Raw genomic sequence first — 24,852 nt, forward strand, 5'->3', positions numbered from 1 at the left:
ATGATACTAAACATAAAAAATGAAATTTTAGGGTATTAGGAAAGAAAGATGTCAGCAATTGATGTTGGTGGAAATGTTCGAAATGGCGAAGAACTTGATGCTCGTGCTGTCGGTAATTGGTTGATCGAACATGGTGAGGAAATATCAGGTCCTGTAGAAGTTACCCAATATTCAGGTGGCGCTTCAAATTGGACTTATCGCCTAAAATATGAAAATGCGGATTTAATCTTACGTCGTCCGCCGAATGGAACAAAAGCCAAATCTGCACATGATATGTCACGTGAATATCACGTACAGCGCGCGCTTACCGAATATTATCCCGTTGTACCCGAAATGCTTTTACTTTGTCAGGATGACTCTGTCATTGGTTGCGATTTTTATGTCATGAAGCGAATTGAGGGAATTATTCCACGCGCAAATTTGCCTAAAGACATTAATTTTGATGAAAGCCAAATTCAAGAACTTTGTCGCAATTTCATTGATAAATTAATTGAACTTCATCAAGTGCCTTATGCAGGAACAGATTTAGAAAAATTAGGCAAGGGGGATGGTTATTGCCATCGTCAAGTTGAAGGTTGGGACAGTCGTTATAAGAAAGCCAAAACCCTGAATGTGCCATCTTTTAAATATGTTCGTAATTGGTTGAAAGATCATATTCCTGAAGATTCAAAAACGTGTGTAATTCATAATGATTGGCGTTTTGACAATATTATTTTAGATCCTGAAGATCCTACAAAAATTATTGGTGTTTTAGATTGGGAAATGGCAACTTTGGGTGATCCTTTAATGGATTTAGGCTCTGCATTGGCATATTGGGTTGAAGATTCTGATAATGCTATTTTTAAAGCCACACGTCGCCAACCGACACATCTAAAAGGCATGTTTACGCGTGCCGAAATTGTTGAATATTACTTAAATAAAACAGGCTTAAAAACGGATAATTGGACATTCTATGAAGTGTTTGGGATATTCCGTTTAGCCGTGATCGCTCAGCAAATTTATTACCGTTATTATCATAAGCAAACCAATAATCCTGCATTTAAAGATTTTTGGATTGTTATTCATGCCTTACACATTCGTGCGTTGAAGCTCATTGGTTTACAAAAAATTGAAGCCAATGAAATTGCACAAAAATATATCGCTAAATTTAAAGAGTTAATGCCTAAATGACTACAATTTACCTTGTTCGCCATGGACAAGCTTCTTTCGGTGCTGAAAGTTACGACAAGTTATCACCCAATGGTGAAATTCAAGCAAAAGTATTGGGGCAGTATTTAGATAAAATACTAAAAGAAGAGCCTTATGTTGTTGCGGGCTCTATGCAAAGACATCAACAAACCGCAAAAATTTCTTTGGCTGAATATTTCCCTGAAGTAAATATTGAAACCAATGATGCTTGGAATGAATTTAATCATCAGCAAGTTTTTGAAAGATATGATCCTAGCTTTTCAAACCCTCAAGCTTTAAAACAAAGCTTTGCTCAATCTGAAAATCCACATCAGTTTTTATCTGAAGTTTTTGGTCATGCAGTTAAGCGTTGGACTGCAAATGAACATCAAGATTATGATGAATCTTGGCCTGAATTTCAGAATCGTGTTGAAAATGCCCTAAATAGTCTTTGTGAGAAATTGATAGAAACAAAACCTCCCTATGCCGTTGTTTATACTTCAGGAGGGGTTATTTCGATTTTAATTGGAAAATTATTGGGTTTATCTGTAGAAAAAACGTTTGCATTGACTTGGGCAATTGCCAATACAAGTATTACAACATTGCGTTTAGTGGGCAATGAACCACAACTTTTGAGCTTGAATGAGCATCAGTATTTAAAAGCAATAGATCCGCAATTGCTGACTTGGGTTTGATAAACATTTTGATATAAATATAGGGATGATGATATCGCCATGACAAAAACAATTTTAATTACAGGTGCAAGTTCAGGAATTGGTGCAGGAATGGCACGTGAATTTGCACAAAAAGGATATAACTTGGCTATTTGTGCGCGACGTTTAGAACGTTTAGAGGCATTAAAACAAGAGTTAGAGTCCAAATTTGGCGTTCAAGTATCAACAAAAGTACTTGATGTGACCAATTATGAGCAAGTTTTTGAAGTATTCCACGCATTTAAACAAGAACTTGGACATATTGATCGTGTCATCGTGAATGCTGGTATTGGTGATGGTCGTCGTATTGGTAAAGGTCGGTTTGAAATAAACCGTGCTACGGTTGAAACTAATTTTATTTCTGCATTAGCACAATGCGAAGCTGCTGTAGAAATTTTTCGTGAACAAAATGCAGGGCATTTAGTGGTTATTTCATCTATGAGTGCTATTCGTGGAATGCCAAAACATTTAACGGCTTATGGTGCAAGTAAAGCGGGTGTTGCTGCATTGGCTGAAGGAATTCGTGCTGAACTACTTGAAACACCGATTAAAGTTACGACCATTTTCCCTGGATATATCCGTACTGAAATTAATGAAGGTGCTAAAAAATTACCTTTTGAGGTTGATGAAAAAACAGGCTCTCGCTTATTAGCAGCTGAAATTGAAAAAGCACCCGTTAAAGCCTATGTACCTAAATGGCCTTGGTTGCCTATTGGTTTAGCGATGAAAATACTGCCTTTGAAGTTGGTGAATAAATTAGGCTAATTCCTTCATAAAAATAAGTTTCTTACGAATATCTTCACATTTCCACTTTATAATAAATGATAACCAATATCATATATAAAATGGATTTTGAAATGAAAAGAGCAATATTTGTAATAACTACAGCATTATTGATAATGACGACTGCAAATGCAGCGCCAGATTCACAAGGAAAACGTCCAGATTTTGGCAATTTATGTCAGGGTAAAGCTGTTAATAGCAAAGTTACAGCTAAACATGGCGATCGAACGATTGAAGGAACTTGTCAAATTGGCTTTAAAGCAACAAATCCAAATGCTTTAGACCGTAGTGCTTCACGTGATCCAGCAATTCAAAATGCATGCAAAGCAAAAGCGAAAGGAAGTGCAGTTGTTGCAAAGTTGAACGGTAAAAATATTGCAGGAAAATGCGATATAAACTTTAAGCCTAATATGCGTCGCTAAGTTTTTAAATGCCTGTAAATTTTACAGGCATTTTTATATACGAAGTAAATTAGAGTAAAAAATCTAATTTAAAATCAATGTGATGAAAAGATAATCAAATGATTATGTATTTAATTAAAACACGTTTCATTTTTATTAAAATACTTTAATGTACAACTGTCCATTAATTTAAGGTTCACCCATATGTCTTTTTCTTCAGAAATGACAGATCAACAAAAAATCTCGAAAGTCAGATCTGTTGTGATGAAAGCAGGAGAAGATTTACGTCAAAGTTTTCCTATTCTTAAACATCAAAATTTTATTGGCGCGAGCATTTTATTTGTTGCGCTTGTAGGTATGGTTTTATGTGCAGTAGGTTATGCTTATGATTATCTACCTGTATGGGCATGTATTCCTTTAATTGCAATATTTGCATCTTTAACACATGAATTAGAACATGATTTAATTCATTATATGTATTTTAAGAAAAAACCATGGGCACATCATTTAATGATGGCTTTAGTTTGGTTGGCTCGTCCAAATACCGTTAATCCTTGGACACGTAGACGTTTACATCTACATCATCATAAATATTCAGGTTCCGAATACGACTTAGAAGAACGTGGCATTAGTAATGGCATGCCATGGGGCATTCGTCGTATTTTGGTCATTAGTGACCAGTTAATGACGGTATATTTACGCCCATTTCAAATGTATAAAATGATTGGTCTTTTTATCGAAAAACAGCCTGAAAAGGAACGTAAATCTGCAGTCATTTCTCAATTATTAGGTTTTATACCATTAAGCGTTATTTACTACGGTTTGTGGTATATCTTTGTTATTTATCACGTAGCAAATGGTATTGCACCAATTTTGGGTCAGAGCATTACTTGGTCTACAAGCCTAATTAAAGCCATGCCTGTCATTAATTTCTTAGCTGTTGTTTGGGTTATTCCTAATTTTATACGCTCATTTAGTTTGCAATTTATTAGCTCGAATATGCATTATTATGGTGATATCGACCCACGTGATGTCATTAAGCAAACTCAAGTGTTAAATCCTTGGTGGTTAATGCCATTCCAATTGTTCTGCTGTAATTTTGGATCTACGCATGCAATTCATCATTTTGTGGTAAAAGAGCCATTTTATGTACGTCAATTAACAGCTAAAACAGCACATAAAGTCATGAAAGAAGTAGGTGTTCGTTTTAATGATATTGGAACATTTAAACGAGTGAATCGTTGGAATTAAAAATTAAGTATATTCAAATAAAGAATCCCGTAATAAAAGCGGGATTTTTTTATTGCATATTTATCTAAATATCATTTATTTTCAGCAAAAAAGTCAATTAAAGCATCTTGTAAAATGACTTGCCAAATTGCATAAGAATGACCACCCACATAATACTTAAACGTGACATCATGTCCTTTACTTTTTAAGTCTTGAGCAACAATGGGTGCAGTTTCCAAAATGCTGAGTTCATTATTATTACGTGATGATTCATATGTATTTGCTGAAATATACCAATGTTGTGGTGGCTGAATTATTTGTTCACGAATAATTTTACTCATACCATTGGGTAAATCATTCGAGTTTTCTTGCCACCAAAATGAACCTGATAAAGGTACGATATGACTAATTTCATTTGGATTTTGTAAGCCTAAATAAGCAGAACTTAATCCACCTAAGCTTGAACCTAAAATCACGGTTTTTTGCTTATTTCTATTTTTTAATTGTTGATCTACCCAAGGAATAAGTTCTTCACGGAAAAATTGTGAATACTCAGCATTTGGGGTTAATTCTTTCGGTCGTTCAGTGCTGCTCGGATGCGCAACAAATATAGCTTGAATAGGAGGAAGCTTTCCTTGTTGTACTAAAATATCAAGGGCTTTTGAAACATTTAAAAGTTTGGCATATTCTTCTCCATCGAAAAAAATAGCCGTAATGTAGTCCTTATTTTTTATAGCTTTAGATTTATAGATGTAGGCTTTTCTATCATTTTTTAATATTTGACTATGTACTGTATATGCTACAAGTTCGGGCTGTTTATGTTTAGGATAATTCTGCGGATCTACAAAATTTGGAACATTAGATAAAGCTAAAATATTTTCGTTTCGTAATTGTGATGAATCATCTACAGCTAAAAATGTTTTGTTATTGAAAGGATCTAGTTTTTGAACCTGTAATACAGCACGGCGTTGAGCTCTAGATTCTTTTAAAGTTACGTTTAAATGTGGGCAATAATGAGATAAATATCCATCAATATTAGGTAAATCCACAGCAAAACTATAACTACCAATAAAGCGATTATCTACAATACTTTCCTTAAACCAAACATCCGTATCTTTTAAACGTGTTAACCATTCGTGGTCATTGCTAGGACCACCTATTAAACGAACATTTTGCTGAGCACCTTTCCATAAATAAATAATACGGCTATGTTTTGAATCGATACGTTCAATCATTGGTGCACCGTATTTTTCAATGTTTTTCCAAAATTGAACGATTATTTTTTCTTTATTTAAATAGTTTATATTAATTTGATTCTGTAAATTTAATAGAAGTTTGCTTTGAGGTTTTACATCTTCACATGGCTGAGCATATTGCAATAAACTTGTTGATGAACTTTCCGCATAAATTTCTAAACTCACTATACTTAATATACTAGTGAATAGGGTTGTTCTCATTTTTTTAAGCATATATATTCAACTCATAAAGCAAACTTAAGTATGATAATGATTCTTATTAAGAATAACGAGCTTTATTTAAATAAATGAATAATCAGCTATTTATTGTGGTTTTTGGACACTTCGGTCAATGTCTATAATCATGATAAATCATACAATTTATCTATAAAAATCACTCCAAAGAACTGATATGTTTTTAAAAGCTGCCACCATCGCTTTAATCCCTGCGCTGATTATTCAAGGTAAAAAAGTGAAGAAAAATACACCACGTTTGCCTGAACCTGAAGGTGTCCGTGAGGGTATAACAGGACAAGGGAAAAAGCTTTCGATTTTAATTTTGGGAGATTCTGCAGCAGCAGGTGTTGGTGTAAAAACACAAGAAGATGCTTTGCTTGGTGGTGTGCTTTCAGAATTGAAAGATAATTATGAAATTACATGGAAACTTCATGCAAAATCTGGTGATGCGACATCTCAAATTATACGTGCAACAGAAGCCTTACCTAATCAGCATTTTGATGTAGTGCTTACATCTGTTGGTGTAAATGATGTGACTAAATTAATGTCTTCAGATATATGGATAAAAAAACAAGAAAAGCTCTATGCGCTTATTCAAAATAAATTTCAACCAAGTTTAGTGATTGCAGCAGGTGTTCCACCCATGAATCTATTTCCTGCATTACCCAATCCTTTAGGATGGTTATTTGGTCAATATTCGAAAAAAATGAATGAAGAACTACAAAAACTAGTAGAAAAAACAGCGTATTTAGAATGGATTGAATACGATATTGTAAAATATCAGCATCTGAATTTACCCATGGCACATGATGGTTTTCATCCAAGTAAAGAAATTTATCAAATTTGGGCAAAAGAAGCCGCTGATAAAGTCCGTAAAAACTTTTAATATAGCTGAGTGCTTATTTAAAATGATGATTGCATAAATATGCAGAATATTGAAATTGAAACACATCCCTTAGCGCCATTTTTACCAAAAAACGGTAAGCTTCTTATGCTCGGAAGTTTTCCACCACCTAAAACACGTTGGAAAATGGATTTTTATTATCCGAATTATCAAAATGATATGTGGCGTATTTTTGGAATTTGTTTTTTTCAAAATAAAGATTATTTTTTAGATTTACCAAATAAAAATTTCCATCTCGATAAAATTGTTGAATTTTTAAATGAAAAAGGCATTGGTATTTTTGATACGGCGTATCAGGTACGACGTTTACAAGCGAATGCTGCTGATAAGTTCCTGCAAATTGAAACAGTAACGAATATAAAAGCTTTATTAAGTGAAATGCCAAACTGTTTTTCTATTGTTACTACAGGTGATAAAGCAACAGACACGCTAATGTTGTCTATGCCTGAAGGAGTGTTGAAACCACAAATTGGTCAGTCATCTACATGCATTTTTAATAATAGAGCTTTAAATTTATACCGTATGCCTTCTTCATCTCGTGCTTATCCATTGGCTTTAGAAAAGAAAGCTGAAGCATATAATGTATTATTTAAAGAAATAGGCTTACTATAAGTAAGCCTATTTCTTTTTATTAAGCATATTTCTTCGCTAAACCAACACATATAACAACAGCAATACTCACTACAATCATGGCAAGGTCAATATTTTCATGTAAAACTACTGCCGATAAAACCATACCAATAAAAGGTTGCATTAACTGAATTTGCCCAACTTTGGATATTCCACCTATAGCTAAGCCTTTATACCAAAAGAAAAAGCCTATTAGCGTACTAAATAATGCGACATAAATAAGGCTTAATATTGGTCCAATTTGAACGACTGAATAATCTATAGGTGCATATAAATATGAGAGAACAAGCATAATAGGGAGCATGATGGTTAAAGCCCAACAAATAACTTGCCAACCACCTAATTCGCGTGAAAGTTTTCCACCTTCTGCATATCCTAAACCACAAATTAAAACCGCAGCAATCATGTACAAATCACCTATTTGTAAAATTTGCCCTTGATCATGTAGCAGCATATAACCTGCAACAAAAGAGCTTCCTAAAATTGCAAATAGCCAAAATATAGGTTTAGGCTTTTCATTTGCACAAATCACGGCAAAAATAGCAGTTGAAAGCGGTAGCATTCCTACAAAAACAATTGATCTTGCTGCGGTAATGGTTTGTAAAGCCAAAGCAGTAAGCAGGGGAAAACCAATCACAACACCCGAAGCAACAATAAGTAATGATTTAAATTGACGATAATTAGGTTTTATTTGTTTTGTCGCAATTAAACAAATTAATCCAATAATTCCTGCAATAGATGCTCGAGCAAATGTCATAAATTCAGGACTAAAATCCATAACACCAATACGTGTGGCAGGTAGTGAGCCTGCAAATATTACAACGCCAATAAAACCATATAAAAAACCGTCATTAGTACTATTCATTGTTCAATACTCGTTAATCACAAGCTGATTAAACGATATTGATCATCTTATTTGGATATACAATCCAATACAATTTAAAGTAACTGTTATGGTAGATATTACAGTACAATTTTAAAAAAGCATGAAATCAAACTATGACTAAAACGAAAATAGAATCTGTTACAGAAATTATTCAGCAACAAATAGCCAATAAAAGTTTGATTACAGGCTCAAGGCTGCCATCTGTACGTCAATTTGCAAAACAAATGAATTGTTCTGTATCTACAATTGTTGAAGTTTATGCACGTCTTGTTGCCGAAGGTATTTTAGAATCAAGAATTGGTGCTGGTTATTATGTATTGGGTCATAGACCGAGCTATGACTACATTGAGCAAGAATTTAATTATCAAAGAGAAATTGATCCATTATGGATTTCAAGGCAAGCTTTGGAAGCATCTAATGATGCCTTAAAACCTGGTTGTGGATGGCTACCTGAAGATTGGATGCCTGAACAAACTATTCGAAAAGCTTTAAAACTCGTTGCAAAATCAGAAACATCTTTATTAATGAATTATGCTGTTCCACATGGTCATTTACCGCTAAGACAACTTATCGCACGAAAAAAAGAAGTATATGATTTAAAAGTTCATCCAAATCAAATTCTTATCTTAGATTCTGCAACACAATCCATCGACCTGATTTTTAGGCTTTTATTACAAGCAGGTGATGTCATTTTAATTGATGATCCTTGTTATTTTAACTTTCAAACGTTAATAAAAACTCATCATTTAAAAGCGGTAACTATTCCATTTACTGAACATGGTCCAAATATTGAAAAATTTAAGCAAGCACTCAGTTTGAAACCTAAAATTTATTTAACCAATACAGGTATACATAACCCTACAGGTGCGATTCTTTCATTACAAACAGCATATCAAATCGCAAAATTAGCTGAACAAGTAAATTTAATGATTATTGAAGATGAAATATTTGCAGATTTTGAATATACACCGGCACCAAGATACGCATCTTTAGCGGGTTTTGAGCATGTGATTCAAATAGGAAGCTACACAAAAACATTATCTGCTGCTGTACGTTGCGGGTATATTATTTCTAATTTGAAACTTGTTGATTCTTTAATTGATTTAAGAATTTCAACAAATTTTAGTAATAGTAATTTAAATGCAGAGATTATTTATCAATCTCTCATGGATACAAGTTTTCCTAAACATATTGATTGGCTTAAAAAACAGCTACTTAAGCTCACGAAAGACACCTTAATCAAACTTGAACAATTAGGCATTGAACCATGGATTATTCCAAAAGCAGGGATTTTTGTTTGGTGTAAATTACCTGAAGGTATTCATGCTTCTCAGCTTTCACAATTATGCTTAAAACAAAATATTATTCTTGCCCCTGGAAATGCGTTTAGCCAATCTGAAGGGGCTGAAAATTATATGCGTTTTAACGTTGCACAATGTATAGATAAGAAAATATTTGATGTACTTGCCAATGCTATTCAAGAATTACAGCAAGAAAATTAAGCTCAAAATTAATGATCGTATTCCACATAATCCCAAAGGTTTAAGCGGGCTTTAATTTCTTTACGCAAGTCTGGAATCATTGTTAAAAGTGTGCCGTCGATCCATAAAATTAAAGCTTGTGTTGAAAGCTTTTGTTCATTTTCATCAACTAATTGTGCACCTTTTACAATAGCTAATGTTTCATGGTTAGCTGGTGTTTCAATGCCTTTGAATAATACTTGTAATTCGTGTCCTGTATCTTGAATTAACCATTCCAATTCAATTTGAATATTATGATTGGATTTTAAAACAATTTGTCCTTCCAAAACTTCATTATCATTTTCACAGTCGTGATCTACACGAACTTTAGATAAAAACCATTCTTGCTGGCTTAAATCTTCTAGAGTCTGAAAGGGCGTTAAAATATTACTTAAATTAAATTGGCGACTTAAATCAAAGAATTGCATTACAAATAAAAGGGAGATAAATAAAGTGTGAATATTAAATTAAATATGCACTTAATTAAATACAAAGTTCGACATAAGTAAATTTAGGATTCATTTTTAGAAATATAAGCGCAAAAGTAATTCCTTTGTCATTACATCATCCATTCAATAGGTAAGTAGGATACGGCTTTAAAGGCAAAACGTTGAAATTTCGTCGTTTCAGGTTCTGTTTTATGAATAACAGTAGAACCATCAAATTTATGGTCTAACCAAATAAGATTACCTTTTTCATCTAGTTTTAGTTCATAGGCAATTACTGGAAGGTATTCATTAAGTGTTTAACTGATTTCATTTTCTAAGTCTTGGGATTCAACAACTAAACCGACTTCAGTATTTAAATATGCTGATCTTGGATCAAAATTAAAAGAGCCGATAAAGACCATTCCATCTATATCGAAAAATTTAGCATGTAAGCGAGATGCATTTTTATTTTTAGCAGGTATGACATTTCCTGTTGCCACTTCATACCATGTGCGTTTTGTACGTTCGATATACGGTTTAAACTCATACAGTTGTACACCAGATTGAAGTAAATCTTTTCGATATTTTTGATAAAAAGCATGCACAACAGGTACATCATTTGCCAAATAGGAGTTGGTTAAAACACGAGTCGTGACATTTTGACTCTGAATGCTTTGTAAGTATTTTAACCCTTTTTTTTGTGGCACAAAGTATGCAGATACAAGATCCATATGCTGTTTAGGTTGTCCCATAATTTTGAATATTTGCGTATGAATCAGTTCTTGTTCTGCTGCATTTGCTCTAATTTTATTTGGGGAGTCTGCTAAAAAATGAGCTTTTGCCCAGTGAATAGCACTACTTTTTAAGGTGTCACGAATCACTTTTTCGGCATTATAAACTTTCTGTTCTTGTTGCGTTTTTCTTAAATCATCTAATTCATATTTATCACGTAATTCTTTAAGAGCTTCAGCTGAACCTGCGCCCAATAATTGCTTTACCGAATAACTCAAATCATCATTCCAGAAAGTACTAAAAACCTGATTTGCCTGTAAAACAGATGGACCATAAAACATAATATCTAAGTCAGTAAACTGAAATTGGTCGCTAGCATCGAAGTATTCACGGCTAATGTTACGACCACCCGTTACTGCAATGACACCATCACCAATGATTAGTTTATTGTGCATTCTATGGTTTACATTTTTAAATCTGAATAAATAGTCTATTGCACGTAATTTTCTAAATTTGTAAGGATTAAATAGTTTAATTTCAAAATTTGGATGTTGTGCCAACTGTTTCAATGTTGAATCGAGTTGTATACCATTTTGATCATCAATCAATAGTCGAACTTTTACACCTCTATCCGCAGCTTTTAGTAGTTCTGAAAGTAAAAGTTGTCCAATGCTATCGTTTTCCCAAATATAATATTGTAAATCAATACTATGTTTGGCTTTATTAATAATATGAAGTCTAGATGCAATACTTAAAAATGCATCATCTAAAGCTAAATATGCCGTCAGATTTTGTTCAAGTTGCGTATTAAAGTTTTTGCCATGCAACCAATAAGCGCTATTTTCTTTAAGATCGGCAGAAGCTTGTGCTTGTTTTTGTGCTTCATTCATTGGCAAACTACATCCTGTAAGTAATATGATTAGTGTTGTAATTTTAAGAAATTTTCCATTTTTCATTAAAAATATATTCATATGGATGATTAAATCTAATTTCTCTTTAATATAACGTATGTTAAAGGTTGAAACTGCGAATAAAATAACGATACTGTAAATTAACTGTAAGCCGGTCATTAAATAAAGGAATGCATTCCATGAAATCTCGTGCAGCTGTCGCATTTGGTCCAGGTCAACCATTACAAATTGTTGAAATTGATGTCGCACCACCAAAAGCAGGTGAAGTATTGGTAAAAATTACCCATACAGGCGTATGCCATACAGACGCATTCACTTTATCTGGTGATGATCCTGAAGGTGTTTTTCCTGCTGTGCTTGGTCATGAAGGCGCAGGTATTGTTGTAGAAGTTGGTGAAGGCGTTACAAGCGTGAAGCCAGGTGATCATGTTATTCCACTTTATACAGCAGAATGTGGTGAATGTTTATTCTGTAAATCGGGGAAAACCAATCTTTGTGTGTCTGTTCGTGCTACACAAGGTAAAGGCGTAATGCCTGATGGCACAACGCGTTTTTCTTATAAAGGCGAACCTATTTATCACTACATGGGATGCTCTACATTCTCTGAATATACAGTGGTTGCAGAAGTTTCATTGGCAAAAATTAATCCTGAAGCAAATCCTGAACATGTTTGCTTACTTGGTTGTGGCGTAACAACGGGCTTAGGCGCTGTTAAAAATACAGCAAAAGTTCAAGAAGGTGATTCTGTTGCGGTATTTGGTTTAGGTGGTATTGGTCTTGCCGTTGTTCAGGGTGCAAAAAAAGCGAAAGCAGGTAAAATTATTGCAATCGATATGAACCCTGACAAATTCAAACTTGCAAAAGAGTTTGGTGCAACAGATTTTATTAATCCAAAAGATTACGATAAACCTATTCAAGAAGTTATTGTAGAAATGACAGGCTGGGGCGTAGATCATTCATTCGAATGTATTGGTAATGTCAATGTAATGCGTTCTGCACTTGAGTCTGCTCACCGTGGTTGGGGACAATCAATTATTATTGGTGTTGCAGGTGCTGGACAAGAAATTTCGACACGTCCATTCCAATTGGTTACAGGTCGTACTTGGAAAGGAAGTGCTTTTGGTGGTGTGAAAGGCCGTTCACAATTGCCAGAAATGGTTGAAGAAGCAATGAAGGGTGATATTAAGCTTGAGCCTTTTGTAACGCATACAATGGGATTAGAAAAAATTAATGAAGCTTTCGATTTAATGCATGAAGGTAAATCGATTCGCTCGGTTGTTCATTTTTAAAATTTAACCTTTTCGTGAGTTTATAAAAAGCCTAAATCATTAGGCTTTTTATATGCCTCAAAATTCTTTCATGAATCAAATAATGATCATTCATTAATATTCAATTTACGAATGAAAGTTCTATCGTCTCTAGGCTAAAGAATATATTCAGTAAGAATATGAAGGTGGTTTTTGATAAAAGCTAATCTTTATAGGAGAGCGGACTTCAGTTATGAATTTTCTGGTAATTAGAAAAGTGATTTATGAAGGAAATCTAGTGAAATTCTAATAAAATAAAGTAATCGATAATATGTAAAAAATTAACATAAATAAAATAAAATGGATAACAACTTGCTATATATAGATTTCCTTAAATCTCATATTATTATTGCTGAATAGTTTCTATTTGGTTTTTTATTTAATATTAGGATTTTATATGACTCATTTACGTATTTCTCAAGATTCCAAAACGAATCTGGCAGAAACATCCATGAGTCATAAAGATTCAAAAATTATATTCAGTGATGATCTTAAACAAATATTAGAAATGACACCGCAACTCATCTGGGTGCATAAATCAGAGCAAAATTATTGCAATTCAGCAATGAGAAATTATTTTGGGCATCCTACACATGATCTTCAAGTGCTAGATGCGCTAAAAGCAATTCATCCCAAAGATGCAGAATATATTTATACGTTTTGGAATGATGCAAAAAAAACAGGTTTAAGTTTTGAAAAAGAATGTCGTATTAAAGATGCAAACGGACTTTATCAATGGTTTTTACTGATTGCAAAAAGTACGAAAAATTCTGAAAATCAACTGGATTGGTTCGTCAGTTGCACCAATATTCACAATAGCGCAATTGCATTACGTGAAACTACAGAAGCCTTAAATACCAATACAAGTATGCTCGATGCAAGTGTTGATTGTATTAAAGTCATTACACCAGAAGGTCATGTTTCACACATGAATCGATCAGGATGTAATGCTTTACTAGGTCAAGATCGTGTCGATAAATTTGGCATGGAATGGTTGAGTCTATTGCCACCTGAAGCAAAAAAAGAAGGTCGTAAAGCAATTAAAAAAGCAGCGCATGGAAAAAATGCTCGATTTGCAGGAAAAAGTACAGCAGGTGGAAAAATCATGTACTGGGACAATATTTTAACGCCTGTGCTCAATGATAAAAACCAGACAACACGTATTTTATCCGTTTCGAGAGATATCACATTACAACGTCTAGCAGAACAAAAATTAAGATTAGCAAGTGAAACCGATGAGCTTACAAGCTTAATGAATCGACGAGCATTAAAAAAACGCATTTATAAAACATTAAAACATGCAAAAACTAAAGACTTATCTTTTGCGGTGATGATTATTGATCTAGATCATTTTAAACATATTAATGACACATTAGGGCATCATGCAGGCGATCACTTACTCAAAGTATTATCTAAAAGACTGCTTAAAAAATTACCTGAAAATACCTATATCTCAAGATTGGGTGGAGATGAATTTGCAGTTGTTGTTGAAAATGTCCGAAACTTAAGTGATTTAAGCAACACATCTAAAGTGATTTTAAAGCAAATTCAATTACCCATTAAATACAAAGGAAAAATACTCAGTGCAGGGATGAGTATAGGTTGTTCTTTATTTCCGAAGGATGCCCAAGATATTACGCATTTATTGAAATATGCAGATACTGCTTTAAATGATTTAAAATCACAAGGACGAGGTGGTTTCAGATTGTATGACTCTAAAATGATGAAAGATGTCCATTTAAAGGCGCAACAATTATTCACGGCACGTCAAATTATTCGCAATCATAATATTGAACCCTTTTACCAAGCCAAAGTTAATCTAGAAACATTACAATTAGTAGGATTTGAAGCACTTTTACGATGGAAAGATGAAAAAGGATGCATTCAATTTCCTTCAACAATTGCTGATGCTTTTAATGATTATGATTTGGCGAGTCAAATTAGCGAAATTATCCAAACTCAAGTTTTCCAAGATTTATCAACGTGGATTGAGCTAGGTTTAAACGTTGTTCCAATTGCAATTAATGCATCACCTGTTGAATTTATGCGGGATGACTATGCAGAATTAATTTTGAAACGTTTAGAAAAATATAAAATACCGCACAAATTAATTGAAGTAGAAATTACTGAGCATGTTCTTGAATCGAGAGGTTCGGAGTACGTCATTAGAGCTTTAACTAAATTAAAAAATGCAGGAATACGTATTGCTTTAGATGATTTTGGAACAGGGCATTCTTCTATGGCGCATTTAACCGATTATCCCGTCGATTGTTTAAAAATTGATTACAATTTTGTTCATAGATTAAATAAGGAAAAATCCGTAAGCGCCATTGTAGAAGGCATTACTAAACTAGGTCCTATTTTGTCACTCGATGTTATTGCTGAAGGCATTGAAACAAAAGAACAGTTAGAGAATCTAAAATCCTTTGGATGCTGTGTGGGGCAAGGCTTTCTATTTAGTAAAGCAGTACCTGAAAATCTGGCAAAAGACATGCTTACCAATAATATGTTTTTGTGAAATGTAGGTTTTTTGCTATGAAACAAAAAATATCTTGTCAAAGCTAGTCATTACAGGTATTTTGGTTAAAAGCTTATTTTTATTAGATGAAAAGATGTTAAAGCAACCTGTTATCTCAAACGCAACTTATTATTTCTGGCAATTTAGATAATTGCCTGAACGCGTTTGGGCAGATAAATAGGTTGCCCACCAGTTTATACCTGATCGGCAACCCGATCAGGTTTTTTTATGTCTTTTAATTTATATTTTGGAGAATTTTCATGAAAACATTAACTTTGTCATATTTTAGCAACTCTTATTGGTTTTACTTTAATCAACTTATGACGCAATCCACTAGACCCAATATGCTCAAATAAATGATCGGACTGAAAAAATACAGTCCAAAGGAATGAAAAATGAATGCTTTAGTAAATACATTAGAAAAAACAACCAACAAAGAAACGACTTTAAGTTTGCCAACAGAATTAAAGGCAGCGTTACCATTATCTGCAAAATTAGTACATCAAATTTCTGAACAACGCCAAACCATTCAAAATATCTTAAATGGAAAAGATAAACGATTGATGGTGATTACAGGTCCATGTTCTATTCATGACCCGATTTCTGCATTTGAATACGCTGAAAATTTATTAAAATTACAAGCACAAGTATCTGACCAAATTTTCCTTGTGATGCGTGCATACATAGAAAAACCGCGTACAACAGTGGGTTGGAAAGGCTTTTTATACGATCCAAACCTAGATGGATCTGCAAATATGCAATTAGGCTTAGAAAAATCGCGTCAGCTTTACTTAGAAATAATTGAAATGGGTTTACCCATTTCTTCTGAAATTTTAAGCCCTATGGCAACAGCATATTTTGATGATTTATTGGCTTGGGGTGCAATTGGTGCAAGAACAAGTGAATCTCAAATTCACCGTGAAATTTCAAGTCATATGCCGTTTAGTATTGGCTTCAAAAATGGTACAGATGGTTCAATTCAAATTGCTTTAGATGCCATTCAATCGGCATCAAATTCGCATCAATTTTTAGGTTTAAGCCAATCAGGTTTACCATCTATTATTGAATCGGATGGAAATCCACATGCACATTTAATTTTACGTGGTTCAAATACAGGTGCAAACTTTGCTTTGGTTGAAATTGAAAAAATCAAACAAAAAGCAAAAGGTGAATTACCTGCATTAGTGATTGATTGTAGTCATGGTAATAGTAGTAAAAATCCGTTAAATCAGCCTGAAGTTTTAAAAACCATTGTTGCAGAACGCTTAAGTACGAATGTTCGCGGTGTGATGCTTGAAAGCCATTTGGTTGATGGAAATCAGAAAATTTCGGATGAAATGACCTACGGTCAATCTATAACCGATGGCTGTTTAGGTTGGGATAAAACGGCACAACTTTTAAACGATGTTGCTGATACTTTAAGATGCCGTGAAATCAAGCTTAGTGCCTAAGTTGTTATTTGTTTAAAAAAAACCTCTAACTTTTAGAGGTTTTTTTTATTATTTCAGATGAAAAACAATATGAAGTTTAGATTAATTTTCATTTAAATATAAATATGTGAAATACTTCAGGTTTTTACATCTCGTAACACAACACAAATTATAAGAATATGACTTTAGATAAAATATAAAATGTTGTTAATTAAAGCAATATTTTTAATATTTCATATAATTTTAAAGTGAATTTATTAAATGTACACCACAGAATTGCTCGACGAAGCGCGTAAATTTATGTTCCACATGCTCACCAAAGTGGTTGAGTATGGCGGATCTGACTTATTTATTACCGCAGATTTTCCGCCTAGCATTAAACATCAAGGTTTAATGAAGGCATTCGGTCAGCAAGAATTAACATATGAAAAAACAAAGTTATTTGCCTATAGTTTGATGAATGAACGTCAAAGAGTAGAATTTGAAACTGAACTTGAATGTAATTTTGCCATTAGCATTCCCAATGTTTCTCGTTTTCGTGTCAATGTATTCCAGCAACAATTAAATGTAGGCATGGTTATTCGTACCATTACTGCTGAAATTCCAAATTTTGAAAAGCTAAAACTTCCTGAAACGCTAAAAAGCGTGATTATGGAAAAACGAGGTTTAGTTTTAGTGGTGGGTGGTACAGGTTCGGGTAAATCGACATCTTTAGCTGCGATGATTGATTACCGCAATGAAAACTCGGCAGGGCATATTATTACCGTAGAAGACCCCGTTGAGTATGTACATAAACACAAAAAATCGATGATTACACATCGTGAAGTCGGTGTAGATTGTCATTCTTGGCACAATGCTTTAAAAAATACGCTGCGCCAAGCACCAGATGTTATTTTAATTGGTGAGATTCGTGATACTGAAACAATGGAACATGCTATTGCTTTCGCTGAAACAGGGCATTTATGTTTAGGTACGCTTCACTCAAATAATGCAAACCAAACACTTGATCGAATTATTAACTTCTTCCCTGAAGAACGTCGTAATCAATTGCTTATGGATTTATCGAGTAATTTAAAAGGCATTATTTCACAACGGTTAATTCGAACCCAAGATGGTAAGGGGCGTCGAGCTGCTGTTGAAATTATGTTGAATACGCCATTGGTTGCAGATTTAATTCATAAAGGTAATTTCCATGAGTTAAAAGAAGTGATGTCACGTTCACGTGAATTGGGCATGCAAACTTTTGATCAAGCATTATTCGATTTATATAATTATGGTGAAATTTCATATGAAGAAGCATTACGTAATGCCGATTCACTCAATGAATTGCGTCTACAAATTAAGTTAAAATCGACACGTCAAGATTCAAGTATCCCAACAAAATCATCTTCATTTAGTATGAATCATAAAGCTGATGATTCATAAATCTACACTTTAAAATTAAAGTGAATCATCATAAAAAAAGGCATCGAATAAGATGCCTTTTTATTTATTTTTACGAATGTTGTTTTATAAATATTTAAATTATAAGCCAGCTTCGTATTGTTCAGCTGAAAGTAATGCTTCAACATCTACAATATTGTCAGGCTTAATTTTATAAATCCAACCTTTGCTATATGGCGCATCATTTACAAAATCTGGGTCATCTTCTAAGTCAGCATTTACTTCTACAACTGTACCTGAAATAGGTGCATGAATATCTGAAGCTGTTTTTACAGATTCGACCACACCTGCTTGTTCACCCGCAGTAATATGCTGACCTACATCAGGAGCTTCAACATAAACTAAATCGCCCAATGCATCTTGTGCATGGTCTGAGATACCTGTAACAACAAGATCACCTTCAATACGAACCCATTCATGCGTTGTCGCATACTTCAATTCTGTAGGGTGATTCATTGTGGTAACTCCTTAAAATACGGCAAAATAACATTTGTTATGATTTATACATGTTTTTACAGCAAAACAAAAGCTGAATTCGCAAAGATATAGAGATCAACTGTTTAGACTTCAATCACTCTAACAAATAAATATAAATAGGCTATGTCAGCATTGCGAATGGGACGATATTCAGCATAAAAATGGCTTATTTGGGCTTTCTAAAAACCAAAATTTTAGTGGATGAGTTAAGTAATACATCATCATGTTGGTTTAAAGCTTGAGTGTTGTAAATCACAATACCACGATCAGGTTTTGACTGAGATGGAATAATATCTGTAATTTCAACTTCAACATGCAAAATATCATTTGGTCGAGTGGGTCTTGGCCAACGCATATTAACTTCAGAACCAATTAAACCATCTGCAAGTGGAAAACATTCTGTCCATAACCGCATAACGATAGAAGATGTATGCCAACCACTTGCTGCAATCCCTTGAAATATTGGATGATCTTTAGCTCTTTCTTCATCTAAATGAAAAACTTGAGGGTCGTATTTACATGCAAATTCTTTAATTTCATCAAGAGTTACCAAATAGTCGCGACTAATAAATTTATCACCAATATTTAAATCTTCTAGATACAACATTCATTAGGTTCCTTTGCTTTTAGTTGCTATTGATCTATTAAAAATCCGCCTGTTTGACGCTGCCAAAGCTTCGCATAAATACCATTTTTAGCAACCAATTCATCGTGCGTACCTTGTTCTACAATATGACCTTGATCAAGAACAATTAAGCGATCCATTTGAGCAATAGTCGAAAGACGATGTGCAATTGCAATGACCGTTTTTCCTTTCATTAATTCATTTAAGCTACTTTGAATTGCTGCTTCAACTTCAGAATCTAATGCACTTGTGGCTTCATCTAAAATTAGAATAGGGGCATCTTTTAAGAAAACTCGAGCGATTGCAATACGCTGGCGTTGACCACCTGAAAGTTTTACACCGCGTTCACCAACATAAGCGTCATAACCTTTTTTGCCACGTAAATCGGTTAAATATGGAATAAACTCTTCAGCTTTGGCTTTGCGAACAGCTTCAAACATTTCTTCATCTGTGGCATTTGGACGACCATATTTAATATTTTCAGATACAGTACGATGTAATAAAGATGTATCTTGCGTTACAAGTGCGATACTTTTTCTTAATGTATCTTGTGTGACATCTTCAATATTTTGACCATCAATGAGAATACGGCCTTGGTTTAAAGTGTAAAAGCGAAGAAGCAGCTGAATAAGTGTAGATTTTCCTGCTCCTGAACGTCCCACAACACCAATTTTTTCTCCTGGCTTTATGGTTAAATTCAACTGTTCAATCACATTTTTATCGTTATAAGCAAAATTTACATTTTCAAATAAAATTTCGCCTTTATTAACGGTTAGCTCTTTAGCATCTTTTTTATCTTGAATACTAATAGGGCGCCCTAATGTTTTCATACCATCTTGAATTGTGCCTACATTTTCAAATAATGCGGAGGTCTGCCACATAATAAATTCTGCAATACTATTAAGTTTTAAAATCATAGCTGTTGCAGCGGCAATTACACCTAACTCGGCCTTACCAATTGTCCAAAGCCAAATGGCAGTACCTAAAACACCAACATATAAAACAATGCTCAACATATTAATGCTGATTTCATACATTGTGCCTAAACGCATTTGCTTATAAACAGTGGTCATGAACTCTTTCATCGAGTCTTTTGCGTATTGACTTTCACGACCCGCATGTGCAAAAAGTTTTACTGTTTGAATATTAGTATATGCATCTGTTACGCGACCTGTCATTACGGCGCGAGCATCTGCTTGAGCATGTGAAATTTTGCTTAAACGTGGAATGAAATAAAGTGCAGCACAAATGAAAAGTGTAAACCAAACCAAAAGTGGAATAATTAAAATAGGTGATATTGAGCCTAAAACTAAAATCATGGTGAAGAAATAGATAAATACATAGGCTAGGATATCACCCAAAATGACCCAAAATTCACGTATAGCTAAAGCTGTTTGCATGACTTTTGACGATAACCGTCCAGCAAAATCATTATGAAAAAAATCTAAACTTTGTTGTAGAAGTAAATTATGAAATTTCCAGCGCAGACGCATTGGAAAAGTACTATAAAGAATTTGATGTTTGATAATTGATTGGAAATTAGCAAAGAAGATGTTTGCAATTAAAATACACGTTAGAAGTGTTAAATTTGTTTTGTGATCCGCTAAAAATGTTTCAGGCTGACTTTTACTGAGCCAATTGACTAAATCGCCAATTTTTGCATAAAAGAGTGCTTCAAAGCTTGCTGCACCTGCTGTACATAGTACAAGAATCAATAAATAGGGGCGAACACCTTTTGAGGCCTCCCAAACAAAAGGAAAAAAGCGAGTTGGAAGCGGTTTATTAAGCCCTTCATTTGGATAAGGATTTAATAATTTTTCAAACCACTTCAACATATTCAAACTCACTTTAATGTGCTGTAAATACTTAAATTACATTCTTTATTAGAATTTCATTTAAGTTTATTTATTAAATGCAAGTTTATCATGAAATTCTAGATTTAATGGGACCGTTCTAAACATGTAATTAAATTGTAAAAACCGTATATTCACATGATGTTTTTTGTGAAATTTATATAAATACAACAATGATATTGTAGAAATTCTTTAAAATAATGCTCAATAAAAAGGTTTACTGTTAAATTAATTTGAGAATTTTATGAAAAAATTTGTTTCATTTCTAATAATGAGTTCTATGACTCTGCCATTTTATGCATCTGCGAATGCAAATGTTAAAAGTAAACTTTTTATTCAACAAAACGATGAGACTAGTAACGAAATTAAAGACAATAATAAAGTTGATTTTTTTGAGTTGGCTAAAAAAAACGAACAACCTCTACCAACACCCAATTGGGATTCTTCAGATACGGTTAATATGAGCCAACACGACAGATCGCAATATTTATTTAATCAACGTAATTACTCTGCCTTGAATCATGAAGTGAATATCCAAAGAGCTGATGCACTTAAAAAAGCACGTGATGATGGAAAAATTAGTAATAAAAAATATCACAGAGAAGTGCAAAATCTTAAAATGTACAATCAACCTAAAGGACCTGGGTCTGTAGGTTTTTCAATTCCTTGGGAATAAGGTCACTTATTCCACTTTTTAATGCCTTGAATATTTAAAAAGAATTAAAAAATCCCCTAAAAATTGGGGCTTTTTTAATGAGGTCAGTGAATGCTTTTTACCACATTAAATCATCTGGAATAACATAAGCAGCGTACGGATCTTCTTCATCTGTAATGGCTTCATTTTTCTCTGAATTATTCACAATAATAAAGCCTTCTAACTTACTATTAATTCTGTCAGCAAGTGCTTTGGGTAAAAACGCATAGCTTTCACCATCTTTTGCAATAACAAGGCTACCTGCAACTAAGGCATTATAAATTTGTTGATTGATATAAACTTTTTTAATTTTACTATCATCAATAAATTGATACGAAACATCGCCATCAGTATTACGAATTTTATGTTGATTGATCATTTGTAAGATAGAAGCATATAGCTCTTTTTCTTGCAGAATAGCTTTTTTCTCTAGTTCAATTGCTTGATCTTTAGCAAGTTTAGATTGCTTATCTTGTTCAATCTTTGCTTTTATTTCAGCATCATGACTATCGCCCGTGCGTTTTTCATGAACAGCTTGTTTAGACAGTTTTTTCGCTTTTTTATTATCGACTAAACCCGCTTTGAGTAACTGAGCTTGAAGTGCATTTTTAACCATAAGAAATTATAAACCTATACTTTGTGTCGATAATGGAAATAAACGCCCCAATAAATGAAGCTTAATACAAGGCTTAAACTAGCAGGTATGAGGAATGAATCTAATTGTAAACGTGGATAAATACATGCCGCAATAATACCGCCAATTAAGAAACCAATCAAAATGAGTAAATGTAGAACAACTCGTTTTAGATCGATATCTAAACCACGCAGGCGATAACCTAATGCGAGCCCTAAATCTGTTAATACGCCAGATAAGTGTGTTGTACGAATGATGGTGCCTTTGTAATGGCTGATCATTGCATTTTGCACACCCATTGCAGCACTTGCCCAAAGTAAAGCATATTGCGGGAAATAGGGTAGAAATATCCAACATAATAAAATAAAAAAAGCCACCAAGCTTAGCGGAAAACCATAACGGCGACCTAAGCTGAAGTGACTATTTCCAAGAATCAGCCCACTATAAAATGAGCCAACAACATAACAAACAACAATAAGAAATAAATAGAGAAGCTGTGATAGATTCCAATCGAGCAGTGCCATTGCAAACATACTGACGTTACCCGTCATATGTGAAACAGATTGATGAAGTACGGTCACTAGACCCAATACATTCACTATTCCTGCATTAATAGCGAGGAAAAAAGTCCCAAATTGTAGCCAATATGGCAAAGTTTGAAATGGCATAGCGACATCTATACTAAGTTAATCATTTTATTAACTTATTTTAAACCACGATCTACTGCTGCTGTAAATAATACATCAGTCGAAGAGTTTAATGCTGTCTCGGTTGAATCTTGTAGAACACTGATGACCATACCAACGGCAACCACTTGCATTGCGATATCCGAACTAATACCGAATAAACCACATGCAACAGGAATAAGTAGTAATGAACCACCTGCAACACCAGAAGCACCACATGCAGAAATTGTGGCAACAACAGACAAAATTAACATTGTTGTGAAATCAACAGAAATACCTAAAGTATGAACAGTTGCTAATGTTAAAACAGTAATTGTTACAGAAGCACCTGCCATGTTAATTGCAGCACCAAGCGGAATTGCAACACTCGCTGTTGATTCAGGAACACCTAAGCGTTTTGCAAGGTCTAAATTCACAGGAATGTTTGCAGCTGAACTACGTGTAAAGAACGCGGTAATACCACTTTCACGTAAGCATTGAAAAACTAACGGATACGGATTAGAACGCGTCATCATTGCAACCATAATTGGATTGATGACTAAAGCAACAAAGAACATTGTGCCGAGTAGTACCGCAAGAAGGTGCATGTAGCTTGAAAGTGTTTTTAAACCTGAATCTGCAAAAGTCACAGCAACTAAACCAAAAATACCAATTGGTGCAAGGCTAATAACTAAACGAATCACACGGTTTACAGCATCAGCGGCATCGGTAAGGAATGATTTTGTTGTTTCAGATGCATGACGAAAAGCAACACCAAGTGCAACAGCCCAAGCCAAAATACCAATGAAGTTTGCTTCACTAATAGCAGTTACTGGGTTTGCAACAAAACTTAAGAGTAGGTTTTTTAAGATTTCAGCCAAACTACCAGGAGGCGACATATCTGCTTTAGCAAGATCTAAGATTAATTGACTTGGGAAGATCATGCTGACAATAACTGCACTTAAAGCCGCTAAAAACATACCAACGGCATACATCACCATAATTGGTTTAATGTAAGCATTACTACTTCCAACCTTGAAGTTTGCGATAGATGCAAGAACTAAAACAAAAACAAGAATAGGTGCTACAGATTTAAGCGCTTTAATGAATAAGTCACCAAGTAAACTTAAATAGGGTGCTGCATTGGGGAAAACGACTGCAACTGCGACACCAAGAATGATGGCAAGAATAATTCGTTGTACTAAACTTAATCGCGTAAAAGCAGAAAACATAGGAGGGCCTTGTCAGAAACTACGAGGACATATATAAAATTAGTTGCGTATTTTATACTGAAAATAGATATAGCTAAAAAAATAATTTCAATATAAAAAATAAGCTCTTATTTTTACAGTCAAATTTTATTGTTTTACATCATATTTAAAAAAATATAACACCAAAGTTTTTACTAAATTCTTAGATTTAGTTGTTT

Annotated in this window: 22 protein-coding genes and 1 pseudogene; 13 read left to right on the forward strand and 10 right to left on the reverse strand. The window is 33.8% G+C overall.

Annotated features, from left to right (window positions below; genetic code table 11):
* The first annotated feature begins 48 nt into the window (after positions 1 to 48).
* The 5 genes from A6M14_RS01695 (at position 49) to A6M14_RS01715 (ending at position 4,315) form a co-directional block, all read left to right on the forward strand.
* Complete coding sequence (locus tag A6M14_RS01695) at positions 49 to 1,170, forward strand: phosphotransferase family protein (protein ID WP_152873151.1); 1,122 nt, start codon at positions 49 to 51, stop codon at positions 1,168 to 1,170.
* Positions 1,167 to 1,862, forward strand: coding sequence for a histidine phosphatase family protein (locus A6M14_RS01700; protein ID WP_152873152.1), 696 nt, complete (start codon positions 1,167 to 1,169; stop codon positions 1,860 to 1,862). The genes A6M14_RS01695 and A6M14_RS01700 overlap by 4 nt, the downstream gene beginning before the upstream one ends.
* A 39-nt stretch (positions 1,863 to 1,901) precedes the next feature.
* Positions 1,902 to 2,645: an SDR family oxidoreductase gene (locus tag A6M14_RS01705; RefSeq protein WP_152873154.1), complete on the forward strand. Its 744-nt coding sequence runs from the start codon at positions 1,902 to 1,904 to the stop codon at positions 2,643 to 2,645.
* A 134-nt stretch (positions 2,646 to 2,779) separates the two neighbouring features.
* On the forward strand, positions 2,780 to 3,085 hold the full coding sequence (locus tag A6M14_RS01710) for a hypothetical protein (RefSeq protein WP_228720319.1): 306 nt from the start codon (positions 2,780 to 2,782) through the stop codon (positions 3,083 to 3,085).
* Between the two features lie 183 nt (positions 3,086 to 3,268).
* Positions 3,269 to 4,315, forward strand: a complete 1,047-nt coding sequence (locus A6M14_RS01715) for a fatty acid desaturase (protein ID WP_152873158.1) — start codon at positions 3,269 to 3,271, stop codon at positions 4,313 to 4,315.
* Positions 4,316 to 4,386: 71 nt separating this feature from the next.
* Here the strand turns inward: A6M14_RS01715 and A6M14_RS01720 are convergent, their stop codons facing one another.
* A complete protein-coding gene (locus tag A6M14_RS01720; RefSeq protein WP_338325161.1) occupies positions 4,387 to 5,715 on the reverse strand; it encodes an alpha/beta hydrolase-fold protein in 1,329 nt (442 codons plus the stop codon).
* 226 nt (positions 5,716 to 5,941) lie between these two features.
* On the opposite strand from A6M14_RS01720, the gene A6M14_RS01725 reads away from it, so the two are divergent.
* Positions 5,942 to 6,652 carry an SGNH/GDSL hydrolase family protein gene (locus A6M14_RS01725; RefSeq protein ID WP_152873162.1) on the forward strand — a complete coding sequence of 237 codons (711 nt, stop codon included), beginning with the start codon at positions 5,942 to 5,944 and terminating at the stop codon, positions 6,650 to 6,652.
* A gap of 39 nt (positions 6,653 to 6,691) precedes the next feature.
* Positions 6,692 to 7,282: a uracil-DNA glycosylase family protein gene (locus tag A6M14_RS01730; RefSeq protein WP_152873164.1), complete on the forward strand. Its 591-nt coding sequence runs from the start codon at positions 6,692 to 6,694 to the stop codon at positions 7,280 to 7,282.
* A 19-nt stretch (positions 7,283 to 7,301) separates the two neighbouring features.
* On the opposite strand, the gene A6M14_RS01735 is transcribed toward A6M14_RS01730, so the two are convergent.
* Positions 7,302 to 8,165, reverse strand: a complete 864-nt coding sequence (locus tag A6M14_RS01735; RefSeq protein WP_152873166.1) for a DMT family transporter — start codon at positions 8,163 to 8,165, stop codon at positions 7,302 to 7,304.
* Positions 8,166 to 8,299: 134 nt separating this feature from the next.
* Between A6M14_RS01735 and A6M14_RS01740 the strand changes: the two genes are divergently transcribed.
* Entirely contained in the window at positions 8,300 to 9,688 is a 1,389-nt protein-coding gene (locus tag A6M14_RS01740) for an aminotransferase-like domain-containing protein (RefSeq protein WP_152873168.1), read from the forward strand.
* 8 nt (positions 9,689 to 9,696) lie between these two features.
* Here the strand turns inward: A6M14_RS01740 and A6M14_RS01745 are convergent, their stop codons facing one another.
* Both A6M14_RS01745 and A6M14_RS01750 read right to left on the reverse strand, forming a co-directional pair.
* Positions 9,697 to 10,134 carry a hypothetical protein gene (locus tag A6M14_RS01745; RefSeq protein WP_152873170.1) on the reverse strand — a complete coding sequence of 146 codons (438 nt, stop codon included), beginning with the start codon at positions 10,132 to 10,134 and terminating at the stop codon, positions 9,697 to 9,699.
* A 131-nt stretch (positions 10,135 to 10,265) separates the two neighbouring features.
* Positions 10,266 to 11,837, reverse strand: a pseudogene (locus A6M14_RS01750) (phospholipase D family protein).
* Positions 11,838 to 11,956: 119 nt separating this feature from the next.
* On the opposite strand from A6M14_RS01750, the gene A6M14_RS01755 reads away from it, so the two are divergent.
* From A6M14_RS01755 to A6M14_RS01770, 4 genes are all read left to right on the forward strand, one after another.
* Positions 11,957 to 13,066, forward strand: a complete 1,110-nt coding sequence (locus A6M14_RS01755) for an S-(hydroxymethyl)glutathione dehydrogenase/class III alcohol dehydrogenase (protein ID WP_152873171.1) — start codon at positions 11,957 to 11,959, stop codon at positions 13,064 to 13,066.
* A gap of 415 nt (positions 13,067 to 13,481) precedes the next feature.
* Positions 13,482 to 15,602 (forward strand): sensor domain-containing protein, encoded by a 2,121-nt coding sequence (locus tag A6M14_RS01760; protein WP_152873172.1) that lies wholly within the window; start codon positions 13,482 to 13,484, stop codon positions 15,600 to 15,602.
* A gap of 395 nt (positions 15,603 to 15,997) precedes the next feature.
* Positions 15,998 to 17,053, forward strand: coding sequence for a 3-deoxy-7-phosphoheptulonate synthase (locus A6M14_RS01765; RefSeq protein ID WP_152873173.1), 1,056 nt, complete (start codon positions 15,998 to 16,000; stop codon positions 17,051 to 17,053).
* 240 nt (positions 17,054 to 17,293) lie between these two features.
* Positions 17,294 to 18,457 carry a PilT/PilU family type 4a pilus ATPase gene (locus A6M14_RS01770; RefSeq protein ID WP_152873174.1) on the forward strand — a complete coding sequence of 388 codons (1,164 nt, stop codon included), beginning with the start codon at positions 17,294 to 17,296 and terminating at the stop codon, positions 18,455 to 18,457.
* Between the two features lie 99 nt (positions 18,458 to 18,556).
* On the opposite strand, the gene gcvH is transcribed toward A6M14_RS01770, so the two are convergent.
* The 3 genes from gcvH to A6M14_RS01785 form a co-directional block, all read right to left on the reverse strand.
* Complete coding sequence (gene gcvH, locus A6M14_RS01775; protein ID WP_152873175.1) at positions 18,557 to 18,931, reverse strand: glycine cleavage system protein GcvH; 375 nt, start codon at positions 18,929 to 18,931, stop codon at positions 18,557 to 18,559.
* A 187-nt stretch (positions 18,932 to 19,118) separates the two neighbouring features.
* Positions 19,119 to 19,559 carry a MaoC family dehydratase gene (locus A6M14_RS01780; protein ID WP_152873176.1) on the reverse strand — a complete coding sequence of 147 codons (441 nt, stop codon included), beginning with the start codon at positions 19,557 to 19,559 and terminating at the stop codon, positions 19,119 to 19,121.
* Positions 19,560 to 19,585: 26 nt separating this feature from the next.
* The gene (locus A6M14_RS01785; RefSeq protein ID WP_152873178.1) at positions 19,586 to 21,412 is read right to left on the reverse strand and encodes an ABC transporter ATP-binding protein; all 1,827 of its coding nucleotides are present in this window, start codon (positions 21,410 to 21,412) and stop codon (positions 19,586 to 19,588) included.
* 262 nt (positions 21,413 to 21,674) lie between these two features.
* Here A6M14_RS01785 and A6M14_RS01790 point away from each other — a divergent pair, with 262 nt between their 5' ends.
* Complete coding sequence (locus A6M14_RS01790; RefSeq protein ID WP_152873179.1) at positions 21,675 to 22,106, forward strand: hypothetical protein; 432 nt, start codon at positions 21,675 to 21,677, stop codon at positions 22,104 to 22,106.
* A gap of 97 nt (positions 22,107 to 22,203) precedes the next feature.
* On the opposite strand, the gene A6M14_RS01795 is transcribed toward A6M14_RS01790, so the two are convergent.
* From A6M14_RS01795 to sstT, 3 genes are read right to left on the reverse strand one after another with little or no spacing between them, the layout of a single operon-like run.
* Positions 22,204 to 22,740 carry a DUF2058 domain-containing protein gene (locus A6M14_RS01795; RefSeq protein WP_152873181.1) on the reverse strand — a complete coding sequence of 179 codons (537 nt, stop codon included), beginning with the start codon at positions 22,738 to 22,740 and terminating at the stop codon, positions 22,204 to 22,206.
* Between the two features lie 14 nt (positions 22,741 to 22,754).
* A complete protein-coding gene (locus A6M14_RS01800; protein ID WP_152873183.1) occupies positions 22,755 to 23,426 on the reverse strand; it encodes a YoaK family protein in 672 nt (223 codons plus the stop codon).
* A 35-nt stretch (positions 23,427 to 23,461) separates the two neighbouring features.
* A complete protein-coding gene (sstT, locus tag A6M14_RS01805; protein WP_152873185.1) occupies positions 23,462 to 24,655 on the reverse strand; it encodes a serine/threonine transporter SstT in 1,194 nt (397 codons plus the stop codon).
* Positions 24,656 to 24,852: the final 197 nt, after the last annotated feature.

The organism is Acinetobacter portensis (genome assembly GCF_009372215.1).
GTDB classification, from domain to species: Bacteria; Pseudomonadota; Gammaproteobacteria; order Pseudomonadales; family Moraxellaceae; genus Acinetobacter; species Acinetobacter portensis.